The organism is Rugosimonospora africana (genome assembly GCF_016862975.1).
In the GTDB taxonomy this organism is placed as follows: Bacteria; Actinomycetota; Actinomycetes; order Mycobacteriales; family Micromonosporaceae; genus Rugosimonospora; species Rugosimonospora africana.
The window spans coordinates 180586-193224 of sequence record NZ_BONZ01000027.1; the positions used below are offsets into that span (position 1 = coordinate 180586).

17 protein-coding genes are annotated in these 12639 nt (G+C 66.1%); 3 read left to right on the forward strand and 14 right to left on the reverse strand.

From position 1 onward, the window contains the following. Positions 1-6: 6 nt before the first annotated feature. From Raf01_RS14360 to Raf01_RS14415, 13 genes are all read right to left on the reverse strand, one after another. Positions 7-1824 carry a replication initiator gene (locus Raf01_RS14360; protein ID WP_203918337.1) on the reverse strand — a complete coding sequence of 606 codons (1818 nt, stop codon included), beginning with the start codon at positions 1822-1824 and terminating at the stop codon, positions 7-9. After that, positions 1821-2114 carry a hypothetical protein gene (locus Raf01_RS49540; protein ID WP_239133604.1) on the reverse strand — a complete coding sequence of 98 codons (294 nt, stop codon included), beginning with the start codon at positions 2112-2114 and terminating at the stop codon, positions 1821-1823. The genes Raf01_RS14360 and Raf01_RS49540 overlap by 4 nt, the downstream gene beginning before the upstream one ends. Beyond that, a complete protein-coding gene (locus Raf01_RS14365; RefSeq protein ID WP_203918338.1) occupies positions 2111-2935 on the reverse strand; it encodes a hypothetical protein in 825 nt (274 codons plus the stop codon). Before Raf01_RS14365 ends, Raf01_RS49540 begins: the two co-directional genes overlap by 4 nt. A gap of 202 nt (positions 2936-3137) precedes the next feature. Then, on the reverse strand, positions 3138-3434 hold the full coding sequence (locus Raf01_RS14370) for a hypothetical protein (protein WP_203918339.1): 297 nt from the start codon (positions 3432-3434) through the stop codon (positions 3138-3140). Next, entirely contained in the window at positions 3425-3946 is a 522-nt protein-coding gene (locus Raf01_RS14375; RefSeq protein ID WP_203918340.1) for a hypothetical protein, read from the reverse strand. The genes Raf01_RS14370 and Raf01_RS14375 overlap by 10 nt, the downstream gene beginning before the upstream one ends. Beyond that, complete coding sequence (locus Raf01_RS14380) at positions 3943-4350, reverse strand: hypothetical protein (protein ID WP_203918341.1); 408 nt, start codon at positions 4348-4350, stop codon at positions 3943-3945. Before Raf01_RS14380 ends, Raf01_RS14375 begins: the two co-directional genes overlap by 4 nt. After that, positions 4347-4754, reverse strand: a complete 408-nt coding sequence (locus tag Raf01_RS14385) for an RRQRL motif-containing zinc-binding protein (protein ID WP_203918342.1) — start codon at positions 4752-4754, stop codon at positions 4347-4349. Before Raf01_RS14385 ends, Raf01_RS14380 begins: the two co-directional genes overlap by 4 nt. Before the next feature lie 226 nt (positions 4755-4980). Then, positions 4981-5280: a hypothetical protein gene (locus Raf01_RS14390; protein ID WP_203918343.1), complete on the reverse strand. Its 300-nt coding sequence runs from the start codon at positions 5278-5280 to the stop codon at positions 4981-4983. Continuing rightward, positions 5277-5768: a DUF6197 family protein gene (locus Raf01_RS14395; RefSeq protein WP_203918344.1), complete on the reverse strand. Its 492-nt coding sequence runs from the start codon at positions 5766-5768 to the stop codon at positions 5277-5279. Before Raf01_RS14395 ends, Raf01_RS14390 begins: the two co-directional genes overlap by 4 nt. Further along, on the reverse strand, positions 5765-6184 hold the full coding sequence (locus Raf01_RS14400) for a DUF6197 family protein (protein ID WP_203918345.1): 420 nt from the start codon (positions 6182-6184) through the stop codon (positions 5765-5767). Before Raf01_RS14400 ends, Raf01_RS14395 begins: the two co-directional genes overlap by 4 nt. A 98-nt stretch (positions 6185-6282) precedes the next feature. Further along, the gene (locus tag Raf01_RS14405) at positions 6283-7083 is read right to left on the reverse strand and encodes an FtsK/SpoIIIE domain-containing protein (protein ID WP_203918465.1); all 801 of its coding nucleotides are present in this window, start codon (positions 7081-7083) and stop codon (positions 6283-6285) included. A 163-nt stretch (positions 7084-7246) separates the two neighbouring features. Further along, positions 7247-8203, reverse strand: coding sequence for a hypothetical protein (locus Raf01_RS14410; RefSeq protein WP_203918346.1), 957 nt, complete (start codon positions 8201-8203; stop codon positions 7247-7249). Between the two features lie 251 nt (positions 8204-8454). Then, positions 8455-8784: a hypothetical protein gene (locus Raf01_RS14415; protein WP_203918347.1), complete on the reverse strand. Its 330-nt coding sequence runs from the start codon at positions 8782-8784 to the stop codon at positions 8455-8457. 214 nt (positions 8785-8998) lie between these two features. Here Raf01_RS14415 and Raf01_RS14420 point away from each other — a divergent pair, with 214 nt between their 5' ends. Both Raf01_RS14420 and Raf01_RS14425 read left to right on the forward strand, forming a co-directional pair. Continuing rightward, positions 8999-10189 carry a helix-turn-helix domain-containing protein gene (locus Raf01_RS14420; protein WP_203918348.1) on the forward strand — a complete coding sequence of 397 codons (1191 nt, stop codon included), beginning with the start codon at positions 8999-9001 and terminating at the stop codon, positions 10187-10189. Between the two features lie 11 nt (positions 10190-10200). Further along, positions 10201-10920 (forward strand): creatininase family protein, encoded by a 720-nt coding sequence (locus Raf01_RS14425; RefSeq protein ID WP_203918349.1) that lies wholly within the window; start codon positions 10201-10203, stop codon positions 10918-10920. Positions 10921-11184: 264 nt separating this feature from the next. On the opposite strand, the gene Raf01_RS14430 is transcribed toward Raf01_RS14425, so the two are convergent. Beyond that, positions 11185-11574: a hypothetical protein gene (locus Raf01_RS14430; RefSeq protein ID WP_203918350.1), complete on the reverse strand. Its 390-nt coding sequence runs from the start codon at positions 11572-11574 to the stop codon at positions 11185-11187. A gap of 650 nt (positions 11575-12224) precedes the next feature. On the opposite strand from Raf01_RS14430, the gene Raf01_RS14435 reads away from it, so the two are divergent. Further along, a complete protein-coding gene (locus Raf01_RS14435) occupies positions 12225-12623 on the forward strand; it encodes a hypothetical protein (RefSeq protein ID WP_203918351.1) in 399 nt (132 codons plus the stop codon). Positions 12624-12639: the final 16 nt, after the last annotated feature.

Consider the following 12639-nt stretch of genomic DNA (forward strand, 5'->3'; position numbering starts at 1 on the left):
CCTTGGTCAAGCAGCATGCGATGAGATGGCGGGGGTGGAGCCGATTTCGTGGGTGAGTTCTTCGCGGGCGGCGTCGTGTCGGGCGCGCGCCATGGCGGCGGAGGTGTTGGCGAGGAGTGCGTCTCCGGTGTTGTGCCAGCCGACGCCGGCGAAGTCGAAGATGCCGACGATGAGGATGGTTTCTTCGTCGGTGTGGTCGGCGGTGCGGATGAGCCCGGGGGCCTGGTCGTCGTCGTGTTGGCGTCGGTGGGTGACGCGGTTGGTGCGGAGCAGGGTGAAGGTGGGGCAGCCGCGTCGGGCTTTGGTGAGGAAGTGGCCGCCAAAGCCGAGCATGTGCGCCCAACGGCGTAGTCGGAGGTAGGGGTTGGGGTCGCCGTCGTTGGCCGGTTTGGTGTCAAGCTTGGGTTGCGGTGTGGGCTCGCAGGTCGGGCAGACCCGCAGGCGGGTATGCCGGCCGCAGTTCGGGCACGTCCAGGGCGCTTCGAGGGCGGTCGCGCGACGTGGCGGGGTGGGCCGCTGCCGCAGGGGTACGGGTACGGGGGTGTCGGTGAGACGACCGAGTTGCCAGCACGCGTCGATGAGGCGGGCGTTGTGGTCGCCGTCGGGGTCGGCGCGCTCGTTGATGGTTTCGGCGGTCAGTCGGGTGGAGCGGTGTCCGGTGGCCTCGGTGGATTTGGTGGAGTACTTGGCGAGGTAGCCGGCGGCCATGCCGTCGGTGACGTCGAGAGTGCCGCCCAGGGTGATGTGTTTGACGTCGATGCCCTTGTCCGGGTCGCCCCATTGGATGTACCAGCCTTCGGGCTGGTCGGGGTGGGTCGGGGTGGTCAGGTCGATGTGGGTGACGGCGTGGTAGATGGCGTCTTCCAGGTCCAGGGAGCTGAATCCGGCCGGTGGGGGGACGGCCGCGGCTGAGTCGGTGGGGTCGACGCCGTCGATGCGCAGGAGGGCGTGGAAGTGGACGACGCCGCGTGTCTGGAATTCGGCGGCTTTGCCGTGCGCGACCCGCACCGGGGGAACCGAGCGCACCTTGCCGGTGGAGGTGAGGACCTGGACGCGGGGGATGCCGCGTCGTTTGGCGAGCTGCTGGAGGTAGCGTTCGATCGCCTCTTTGGTGCGGTGCCACAGTTGGGTGGAGAACAGGTTCCACACGACCTGGTGTGGGTGGTCGTAGCAGTCCAGGCAGAACGGCTTGCCCAGTGTCTTGTCTGCGCGGTCGTGGCGGGTGAAGCAGACGGTGGGGTTTCCGTGCGGGCATAGGCCGGTGTCGCCGTGGGTGCGTGCGCGGCAGGGTTCGGCTCGGCAGTCGCAGCGTTTGCGGTTGGTGCACGTGTGCTGCTTGACCTTGCGGGTGTGAACGAGACCGAAGCCTGGGGCGGTGAAGGTGGCGAACACGGCCGGGTGTTGGGCGACGGTGTCCGGGACGCCTTTGCCGCCGATGAGGAACGCCCGCAGGATCTGGTAGGCGTCGTTCTGGTACGTGCGGGCGCAGGCGGGGCATACCGAGGCTCGGCGGTTCCCGCACGCCTTGTAGATGGTGGTGTCGGGCAACTGGTCGGTGTGCCGGATGTCGAGGATTTCGGCGGTGCCGGGGCCGGTGCGGCGGGCGGTGTAGATGTCGCCGACCAGCCGGATCGGCCGGGTGCACCCGGACGCGGCCCGGACATGGTCAAGCCACTGGAAGTAACCTGGCTGACTCGCCCGTTGTAGGGCCTGGCTGGCGGCGATGCCGGGGGGTTGCAGGCCGGTGGGCTCGGCGTTCGAGACCGCGCCCCGGGCGGTGGTGCCCCGGGGCGTGATCCTGAGCGTCGAGAGTGGTGCGGTCACGCGGATGCTCCACGGCCAGCCCGGTTTCGGGCGTACTGGTCAAGGTCCGTGGTGGTGATCTGCGTGGTGGTCACGGCGGTGCGGCAGGCGCCGCATTGCCGGTCGGGGGGTTCGTGCCGCCCGCAGGGAATGACGGCGGTGGTGTGGCCGCACCGGATGGTGACCGGTGTTTGGCAGGGACGACCCGGTACCACGTTGACCACGGTTCGGGTGGTCGACACGGGGTGTGGTGTCGGGTCGGCCGGGCAGGTGTGCATCAGGTGATGCACGGCCACGGCGTAGATAGTCACTGCGCGCCGCCGATCGCGGCGACGTGCGGGTGGGTGCCGTTGACCCGGGTTGCCGGTGTGTGGCGGGTGGGGTCGACGGTGGCGAGGATGCGCGCGGCGGTGTCCTGGTCGATGGACATCCGCACGGACAGTTCTTCAGGGGTGATGGTCTGTCCGGTGCTGGATTCGTAGTTGGTGACCACGAACCGGGCCGTGGGCAGTAGGTGGGCCGGCACCGCGATGGGTTCGGCCGGGTTGACGGGTACCGGTGTGACCGGGATGGGGTCACTGTGGGTTGAGGTTTGCCAGCTGGTGTTTGTCGACGCAGAGTCACCCTCTGCGGTATCGACCAGTGCCGGTGTGCCGCTGGTGTGGGCCGGCGCGGTGTGCTGGCTTTCGCGGCGGATGAGTGCGCGCATGTGGACGGCGAGGCCGGCCACGGCGGGAGGAAACGCGCCAACCACGGCGGCGAGCACTGCTTGCCAGAGGTGGCTGTGTGGCTGCGATCCGATGTGCAGCGCGTGGTAGAGGGATTGCACGACGACGCCGAGGCCGGCGGCGGCGTAGGTGTTCTTCTTGGCGAACTCGGCGACGGTGGCGGGTACCGGTGCCATCCAGAGCACCAGGGCCGTCACGACGTACCCGTCAACCGCGACGGGCAAGAGCCAGGCCAGATGCGCGGTGAGGGCCAGGTCCCGGATGCCGATGTGGAGTGTGGTGGTGAAGCCGGCCATGACGGCCAGCGCGATCCAGGTTGAGGCGGACAGGCCGAAGGAGGCGGCCAGGACCGCCCAGGACACGACGGAGGCCAGTCGCGGCTCTCCGGTGGTGGGCTTCTTCATCGGGTGCCTCCGGTGACGAGCTGGCGTCGGGGCGAGGCCATCCAGGTTTGGAAGTTGTCGGTGGTTTCGCAGTTCCGGCAGACCATGGCCGGGATGCGGATGTGACGCGGTTTGCGCCACTGCCCACACACGGGGCACTGGATTTCCAGGACGCGGGATTGGTGGCGTAGCCGGGTCGGTAGGACCCGGGCTAGTTGCAGGTTCATCGGGTGCCTCCCGAGTGGTCTTCGATGGCGCGGAAGTCGGTGATGCCGAAGCAGCCCAGGCACAGCACCGGGGCGAGCCCGTATCGGGCGAGGTGTTCGGCGAGACGGTGCGCGGAGGTGAAGGCGGGGAACAGGGAGTCGCAGCCGCAGTCCGCGCACACGTCGATGGCGTCGTTGTCGATGCAGATTTGGCAGGCCATGTAGACGGGGCCGAGGTAGAGATCGACCCCGGCCGGCTGGTATCCGTCTATGCAGTACGGGCAGCCGGCCAGCCGGGGAAGGATCACAGCCACGCCTCCAAGGCGAGGGACCATTCGGCCCAGTCGGTTTCCCACTTGTTCGGCCAGCAGGCCGGGCAGGGGAAGCGTTCGGTCCAGGGGCAGCCCTCGCCGTCCCAGGACAACCAGAGATGAACGGTGCCGGTGGCCCGGCATACGCGGCAGTCACCGCCGACCGTCATCAGCGTCAGGTTGTGGCCCGGTACCGCCACCGTCATGGTGGGGTATTCCAGGTCCGATGCAGCGGCCCAACGATTGGTCGACCGCGTGGCATCAAGCCGTTGCCGCCATTGGTCGGTCTGGCAGACCGGGCAAGGAACGGTTATCGGGGCACCGTCACGGGTGCGAACGTTGAGGAATTCGCGGGAACGGCAGCAGTAGCACGTGTCACCGTTCTCACCGATGACGAGAAATCCTGCGTTCTTCACAGTAAGCAGGCAGACAGCTTCGCCGGATGTGCTGGCCGATGTTTCTGCCGGGAGAAGACCACGGAGCTTGGAGGGGCCGAAGCCGTAGCGTGTGGTCATCGGGCACCGCCGGGCAGCTCGTCGGCCTGGACGGGGTAGCAGGCGGTGTCGGTGCAGCGGGTGACGCCGAGGGATTGCGCCAGTGCGGCGCTGACAGCTCGGCAGATGGTGACCGGTGCGGTCTCGGTGTCGTCGTCCGTACCGATGACCGGTCGGTCAATGATCGGCTGGCACGCGGCGCCGATCACGCTTGTCTTGACGTACGCGCCGTGGCTGTTTTCCTCGGTGACGAGGTACCGCGTGATGCGGTGGGCAACACCGCCGGGGCCGAGCGGGCCGGTCAACGCGATGTCGAGGTAGGCCAGCAGACTGTTCGAAAAACTCACCACGACCGGCGCGGTAGCGGTGGTGCGGGGCTTCCTGGCCCGGGTCTTCGGGGCGGCCTTGGTGGTGTTGGTGGTCATCGGTTTCCTCCGATGCAGTCGAGGCATTCGCCGTAGCGGCGGGGAATGAAGTAGTCCTTGACCTGCTGGCAGGTCGGGCAGGTACGACGCGCCAACAACGCCCGCTCGATGGCGGCCCGTTGGGCGGGGGTAGCGGTGCGCTTGGGTTTGGCGCCCGCGGTGGGGTAGAGGTAGGCGACCCGCTGGCTTTTGCGGTGACGCCAGAGGATTTGCGCGACCACGGGTTGCCCACCCGGGCGTAGACCAGCAGCGCGCAACTGGCGGCGGGTGGCATACCCGTCCGGTGCGCACCGGTAGGGAAAGGTCGGGAAGCCGTAGCGGATCCCGTTGGGGTCGTAGAACTCCAGGTAAAGGCCCCGGGCGATAAGCTTGTCCAGCTCGGGGTTATGGATGGCGGCGGTCATGATGTGACCCCCGCACGATTGATGGTGCGGCTGCTCGAGCGACGGTGTCGGGGCCGGTAGTCGTTCGGACGACCGATGATGATGACGGTGGCCTCAGCCAGCGCCTGACGCGCTGCGTTGTGTCCAGACGTTTTCCGGATGTCGTCGAGCACGGCGTCGACCCGACGACGGCTCAGGGTGTTGACTGCCCAAACAATTCGGTCTACGTCAACGGGATCGGGGAAAGTCATTGGTCGTCACCGCCCCAGCGCTGTTGTGCGCCCTGCCGGCTGATGCGCAGCCGGGTAGCGATTTCGGTCCAGGAGTAGCCCCACTTTTTCCGCAGGCCCATTACGGCCTCTCGGGTGGCGGTTTCGACGGCGTCGCCGAGCCGGATGAGGTCGGCGAGGGCTTCGATGTCGCCGGCGGCGACGCGCCGGCCGTAGGCCAGGACGATGCGCCTTGCGAACGCGGCGAACTCGTCGTTTTCCACGACCCTGCGTCGCGGGTCAGGTGTCAACCTGGGGTTGGCAGTGTTCTTGCTCATTCGGCACCGCCCGAGGTGTGCTCGGTCGCGGTGTCGGGGGCGGTCGGGATACCGTTGAAGGAGTCCCACTCGTGGGCGGCGGCTTCAAGGGTCTCGATGATCTCGTCGATGGAGACGGCGTGGTGGTCGTTCCAGTCCTCGACAGTGGCTCGGTCCTCCCACCAGTGCTCCGGCGGGCCGAACACGTGCAGTTCGAGGTGGTCTCGAAGGACTTCAGAGGTGTAGCGGAACACGTCCGCGTCGATGTGGCCGGGGTTGAACGGGTAATCGACGGGCCGGCCGTAGGTGGCCATGGCGATAGCGCCGAGGGCGCAGACCGATGGGGTGGGGTTCGGAGAGGCTTCTCCGGTCACCTCATTGACGTTGCGTCGGGCGTAGTAGACGCCCTGGGTCCAGCCGTGCCGCCGCAGATAGAGGGCGGCGTGCCGGAGGGTGTCAGCCGGGGTCGGCTGGATGGGTTCGACTGGGGTTGCAAGGGTGTCCGTCATCGGACACCGCCAGCGTTGTCGGCCTCAGCAGCGGCAGCGGTGAACAGGTCGACGACCTGGTCCACGCTGTGGATGGAGCGGGTGAGCCAGTTGATGAGGATTTGGTTGCTGGTCAGGCACCAGCTTCCGTAGTAGTCGCACTCGGCGATCAGGCCCGACCGCCACATCGTGTTCGCGAGCTGGCGGACCACCCGGTCGTAGGCGACAGCGACGGTGGAGTGCGGTTCGGTCAGTGCGACGGTCGCAGCTCGGAGGCCGTCAACAACGGCGGCCGCCGGGATAGATCCATCCTGCTGCGCGGTCTCACGGCCCCAGGTCCGGCCATACAGGCCAAGGAGACGGGCTGCGCGGCGCAGGATGTCAGCGGGTGTCGGCTCGGCAATAGCCAGGCCAACCGGTTTTTGGGTACGGTGCACTTGTCCACGTCCTTTCGTGGGTGGTGGATGGGTTCGGGGTCGGCTGTTAGCTGCCAGGCCATGGGCCGGCCCCGGGTTCTTGCCGTGGTGAGGTGTGGTTAGGCCGCTGTGCCGCTCAGAGCGGTGGTGTTGGTGCGGCGGATCCAGGCCATGTAGTCCGCGATCTGGTAGATCTCCGCGTCGTTGAGGTACGCGGCTTTGATCCGTCGCGGGACACCGGTCTCGGCCAACAGGTACGCCATGCCCCGGTTTTCTGGGTCGATGTCGCTGGCCGAGTAGCCCTGGGATGCCCAGTCGCGGCCGAGCACGATGTCAGATGAGTTGATCGTGGTGCAGCGAAACGCCGCCCGGTAGCCGAACAGATCCCGCAGGCTGGTCGGGATGATGTCGACCGACGGCCGCTGAGTCGCGGCAACGACCGGAACGCCGCAAGCGCGGCCACGGGCTACCACATCACGTAGCAGCCGGTCGAACTCCTCGCGCTGGTCCTTGGTGCCGTAGGTGGCGGAGTACAGCGCCAGCTCGTCGAGGACGACGAGGATGACCGACATGCGGTCCTGGCGGTCCAGCTTGCGCCGGCGTTGGGCGCGTAGCCAGGCGTACCGGTTGTTGATGACGACCTGGAGCCGGCGCAGTACCGACAGGGCGTGTTCCAGGTCGGGGCCGACGAACTCGTCAGCGATGTCCATCCACGGCCCCAGCTCGACGAGCTTGCCGTCAAAGAGGACGAGGCGGGTGTTGTCCGCCATGGCCGCGTAGGCGGTGATGGTGTTGAGCAGCCCCGACTTTCCGCCGCCGGGTTCGCCGCCCACGAGGATGTTGTGGAAGACCAGGTCGAGGGTGACGGCCTGGCCGAACTCGTCGATCCCGATGAACATCGGGTCGAACATGGACAGCATCGGCGCGACCGGAACCCCGTCCGGGGCGGTCGAGATGCCGAATGCGGTAGGCACCTCCCCCACGGGTGGTGCCGTGGTGGTGCGCTTCACGGTGTGCGCCTCCTTGAAGGGGGCGTGAACGGTGCGGAACCCCGGAAAGGGCGGGTGCCGCACCGGCCACGGGTTAGAAGTCGATCAGGTCGGAGACGTCTTCGCCGTCTGCCGAGGTGACCGAGGTGGGTTGGAAGACCGGGCCGGGTGCCGGGCGTGCCGGCGGAACGGTCCGGGTGGTGGCCGGCTTGGCCGCCTTGACGGCCGGGTCTGCCACGTCGGGCAGGTCCAGCGCGCTGGGCGCGATGACAGCCGTGGTGTCGTCGATCGGGGTACCGTCGGCGCCCACCAGGTCAGTCAGGCCGGGCTTGACGGTGGCGGTCAGCACCTCACGGCGCTTGATGTCCACCCGCAGGAACGCGGCATTGCTCGGGTTAACGCGTTCGATGACGGTCTGCGCGGCGCTGCACGCGACCGCGATCTTCTCGGCGCTGGCCTGGAGGTAGGTCAGGTCCAGGCCGGGCCGAAGGTAGATCCAGACCCGCTCACCCACCGGGGTGGGACGGGCCATCAGGATGAACGGCAGAGTGCCGGACTGGTTGGCGATGATGAACTGGGCGAAGCACACCCGCAGCCGATGCCTGACGAACAGGCACAGCACCACAGCCCACACGCGGCGGCGTACCGGTGGGATCGCGAACGACCCACCCAGAGCCGCTACCACGATCAGCCGTACGACCAAGTCTGTCGCGTCAGCGAACCACAACCAGCCGTAGACCAGGGCCAGGGCAGAGGTGATTTCCGGTGTCCACCACCACAGGACCCGCAGCACGGGCCAGATCCGAACGACGACCCAGACCAGGGCGCCCACGATCGGGCCGAGCCCGGCGGCCAGCAGCAGGGCCAGGACCGGGTTCATGTAGTCCGACGCGATCGTCATCGTCAACAGGGCGATCACGATCGTGGTGAGGATGAACGCGACCCGCGCGTTGCGGGCCGAGGAGCGGTGTACGCGGGTTTCCAGCACGGTGACCGTGCCGCCCGAACGGCTGAAGCCGCGTCGGTTGCCGCGTCCGCTAAACTTGGGCATGACTCGTCCTCCCGGCAAGGGGATTGATGGGATGGGTCCAGGTAGGGCGGCGAGGTCGGCAGATTTCGCAGATCGGTACCGACCCCGCGCCATACCCTGGAGGTTCGACCACCCGTCTCGGTGGTCAACAACGGTCAGGACCGCATGCGCGCAGCCGAACATTGACCGGTAGCGGAACAGGTTGCCCGCTAAGGAGATGAAGCCACGGACACGGTGGCTAGGTGACACAACCCGATGACGCCGGGGTGGGACTACTTAGCCGTACGAACCTCAACCGCTTTGATCTCCGCAGCGCGGAACGAGACGCCGCTACGCGCCTTGCCGTTCTGCTCCATCGACCACGGCACGGCCTCCAACTGAACGGGCTGCACGAGCTGACCCTGGCGAACGGACGGCTTCTCTCCCGCCGTCGTCACCGCGATCACCTCGCCGCCGGTCTCGTCCATCACGAAGACCTGGGTCGACCACAGAGGACGCCCGGTGTCCTTCTCGTTGCGCTGCTTTCCATGCTGGTCGTTCTTCGGCTCCGGGTCCTTCGACGCCGTGAGCTGCTTACCTGCGGTGTCCACGTAGATCTTCACTACGTTCCTCCTGTTGATGAGCGCATCCCTTGTGGACGCTGGCTCGGTGTCGCGAGCTGTTTGACTCGCATATCCATGACACCTCGCCAGAGGTAGAAGGCGTCAGACGACGTCGGTTAACTCAAGGCAACTCGATGCTGTTAACCGGTGACAACCGCATTCGTGTGCGTCACACTGGCAATGCGGTTCCTGCATTGGTATAGGGAGTCAGCACGTGAGCTTCGGAAGTTCTGAGATTACGCCGACAACTCCGCTCCAGGCGGCGCGCATTGACCGAGGGTGGAAGCAGGCGCAGGTGATTCGAGCGGTTCAGCAGCAGGCGGCACGAGACGGTACACCGATCGCGAGTGCAGCCAGCTTGAAGACGATGCTGTCTCGTTGGGAGAACGGCCAACCTGCCGAAGCGATGTACCAGCGTCTTCTGTGCAAGGTCTACGGCCTGAGTCCGGACGAGCTTGGTTTCATCAGCCGACAGGATGCCCAACGCACCGGCACGCGCCGAGTCGTCCCCGCCATCAGTACCGACACCGTCAACTACTTCCGCAACGTGTTCGCCGAACATATCCGCGCAGACAACCTGCTTGGTCCGCATCATCTCGTAGAGGTCGTGAAGGCGCAGGCGACACTTCTCGACCACCTATTGCCTTCGGCGCGAAACACTGTCAAAGCAGAGTTGACACATCTTGCCTGTCAGTATAACGAGTTCACTGGGTGGCTCTATCAAGACTCGGGCGACTCTGACAAAGCGATGTCGTTTTCGGATCGTGCAATGGATTTCGCCCTCGAAGCGGACGACGCCTACAAGGCAGCTTACGTCTTGATGCGAAAGGCCAATATCGCCATCGACCAAGGGCGGCCCGAGCGGGCCATCGGCCTGACGGAGGCGGCGTTGCGCCACGGGGAGAAGCTGCCGGCGCGCATCCGTGCTCTGATTCTCAGTCAACGAGCACGTGCGCATGCCACGCTGCGTCAGTCGTCAGACTGCATGCGCAGCATCGAGGCATCTGACCGGGAGATTCACCGTGCGCGCATCGATGATGACGACCTGGCGTCTTACTGCAACCCCTCCTACATCGAGATGGAAGCAGCGACCTGCTGGAACCTTATGGACATGTACGATGCCGCGATCCCGGTCTACGAGCGGAGCCTGGCTGGTTGGCCGAGTGATGGGCTTCGGCGTGATCAAGGACTGTGTCTTGCGCGGCTGACTACGGCCTACGTCGGTCGCGGCGACATCGAACGAGCGTGTGCGACCGGTCGCCGCGCAGTGTCCGTAGTCAAGATCGCGATGTCTAGTCGGTCAGTGGATGAACTTCTTCGGCTACGAACCCGACTGACGCCGTGGCGCCGTGATGAGGGAGTATCGGATCTGAACGGTCAGATCCGGGAGCTCATCGCAGGGTGAGGAGAGACACGTTGGACCACCTGATCTCGGTGGCGACGTCAGCCGAAGTCGCCTCGCTGGATACCCGTGTGGCCCTGCTGCCGGTAGGCAGCTACGAGCAGCACGGCGAGTACTTGCCGTTGTCGACCGACACTCTCGTCGCGAGCGCAATCGCTCGGGAGATCGCGAAGTCGTATCCGGTAGCGCTGCTACCACCGATCACGATTGCATGCTCGCACGAACACGCAGGATGGCCAGGCACGGTAAGCATCAGCGCCCGGACGCTGCACCTCGTGATCAACGATATTGCAGCGTCACTGTCGCACAGCGACGTTGACCGCCTGGTCGTCATCAACGGGCACGGCGGTAACTATGTTCTGTCCAATGTGGTCCAGGAAGCCTCCGTGGGCGGCCCACGGATGGCACTGTTTCCACAGACAGCCGACTGGATCAAGGCCAGGACAGACGCGGGCATGGAAACGACCGTTCACGAGGACATGCACGCAGGAGAAGCGGAGACGTCGATCTTGCTGCATGTATGCCCAGATGTCGTGCGGCCGGGTAATGAGACGGCCGATTGGCTCGCCGACGACCGTCCGCACCTGCTCAGCCTCGGAATGAGTGCCTACACCACGTCAGGTGTCATCGGACGGCCCTCACTCGGCTCGGCAGCCAAGGGGGCGGCGGCGTTGGCAAGCTTCGCAGCCTCGTTCAAGGACACTCTCGATGTCTTACTTCAGGACGCCGGCTGAGCCGACCTCACAGAGGGGTGAGGCACGTCGGCAGGAGCTGTGTGTCGCCGCACGTCATGCAGATCACGAGCGTGTGGCCACCAACCCCAGCCGGCCGGCACATGCAACCCCGCCAGCTCAGGTGGATCACGTCACGCACCAAGGCGTGCCCGCTGCGACACTGCTCGGGCATCAAGTTCTTCCACTCCTGTCGACCAGTCTTCGGGTTGTGCCAGAGGACCAGGCCGCCCGGTTCGACCATGGCCTGAGATTAGCACGCATGTTCTATCGGGCCACCTGAAGAAGCGCTAACACCGCCGCCGTTAGCGCGGCGTAGGGCACCACCACGAGGCCGACTCCAGCCCACGCGCCCAGTTGCGCAACCAGTTGCGCGCGGTCGAAATCTGACAACTGTGGTCGAATCCTCGAAACCCATTTGTCCAAGCGCCGGTCCGCAGCGCGGGTGACGTTCGAGATCAGCAGGCTGAGAGGTATGACCCCCGCGACAAAGAGGACCCCGACAGCCGCGAACTCCGTTCTTGGGTTCCTGGAGAGGTAACCGCCGGCCACTGCGGCAAGATAGATGACTGCCGCCGCGCAGAGGTTGGCCAGGACGTTCACGCCGACGTCGCGGGCGAACTTCCGCAAGCCGCTCGGGCCTTTCAATTCCGCCACGTCGACAGCGTGGCAACCCGGTGCAACGCCAGCCCCAGGGAGGCGCCCGGCCGGCACACCGGCGTGATCGTGCGCAAAGTTTCTGTACGACTTTAAAGCGGCCCGATACGGGCCGCTCGCGCCAGCCTCCAGCGGGGGCGAGCCGCGGCCGCTCCGCTGTCGCTGCGACGGCCGACGGCTCGCGGGCGTCCCCGCCGGCTGGCGCGTTATGCAGAAAGCCCCGGGCCGCCAGTCGACAGCACGGAGCTTTGATGATGTGGGGCGCCGGCAGCCGGCCGGGCGGGGTCTGGGCGCGCGGCGTGGCAGCCACGCCGCGCCGCCGGGCGGGTTGCGGTTCGCGGGTCAAGGGCGGTGCCTCCGGCGGGGGCGCTCGGGCACCGGGGCCGGAAACCCCGTACGCGCGTCGCGGTCCGTGAGTGGTTGCGCAGCTCGCCCCGCCCACCGTCGACCCGGGCGAGCCGAGCAGGCCGAACCCGGGGCCGCCAGCGTGGCACGACCGGTTACGGTGCGCGGGTAGTGGCGGCCCCAGAACCGGCCCGCTCCACAGGGTGCGGGTCGACGGCGTACGGGGCGGCGATAGACGTTTGATTGTCAATGATCGATTGACAGCGGCATGTTTGACAGTGGCGGCGGGGCCATACCCTACCCTCGTGACCCCTGACGCTGCCGCGACTGTTGCGCAAGTCGATGCCACCCTGCTGGTCGCTCTCGTCGTTGAAGCTAAGTTGCTGCCCCGCCAAAGCGATGAAACACGCAGCGCGAATGACCATTCTCTAAGCATGCAGCTTGGACTCATTGGCGCATTCGCAAGCCTGGGCGTAACGCTCATGAGTGTGGTATATGGTAGATCTCTTGACCACACGGCAACCTGGGTCGCAGATACTGGGACCATGATAGGGGTTGTTCCTCTACTTATTCCGGCCGTAGAGAAGATTCGCGTTCGCGGGGCAATCAACAATTTCTTTCTGCTTGCCATCCTACTTGTGCTCGCTATCTGGTTCTTTGTGTTCACCATTCGTTTTGCACCCGGTGGCCTGTTTCCCTGGTGAAGGGCGCCTCTTGGAG

Excerpts from the sequence above, each read along its gene's own strand:
- Raf01_RS14390 (WP_203918343.1), bottom strand. The coding sequence starts at position 5,280 with ATGAGCAAGAACACTGCCAACCCCAGGTTGACACCTGACCCGCGACGC.
- Raf01_RS14365 (WP_203918338.1), bottom strand. The coding sequence starts at position 2,935 with ATGAAGAAGCCCACCACCGGAGAGCCGCGACTGGCCTCCGTCGTGTCC.
- Raf01_RS14395 (WP_203918344.1), bottom strand. The coding sequence starts at position 5,768 with ATGACGGACACCCTTGCAACCCCAGTCGAACCCATCCAGCCGACCCCG.
- Raf01_RS14385 (WP_203918342.1), bottom strand. The coding sequence starts at position 4,754 with ATGACCGCCGCCATCCATAACCCCGAGCTGGACAAGCTTATCGCCCGG.
- Raf01_RS14405 (WP_203918465.1), bottom strand. The coding sequence starts at position 7,083 with ATGCTGTCCATGTTCGACCCGATGTTCATCGGGATCGACGAGTTCGGC.
- Raf01_RS14410 (WP_203918346.1), bottom strand. The coding sequence starts at position 8,203 with ATGCCCAAGTTTAGCGGACGCGGCAACCGACGCGGCTTCAGCCGTTCG.
- Raf01_RS14380 (WP_203918341.1), bottom strand. The coding sequence starts at position 4,350 with ATGACCACCAACACCACCAAGGCCGCCCCGAAGACCCGGGCCAGGAAG.
- Raf01_RS14375 (WP_203918340.1), bottom strand. The coding sequence starts at position 3,946 with ATGACCACACGCTACGGCTTCGGCCCCTCCAAGCTCCGTGGTCTTCTC.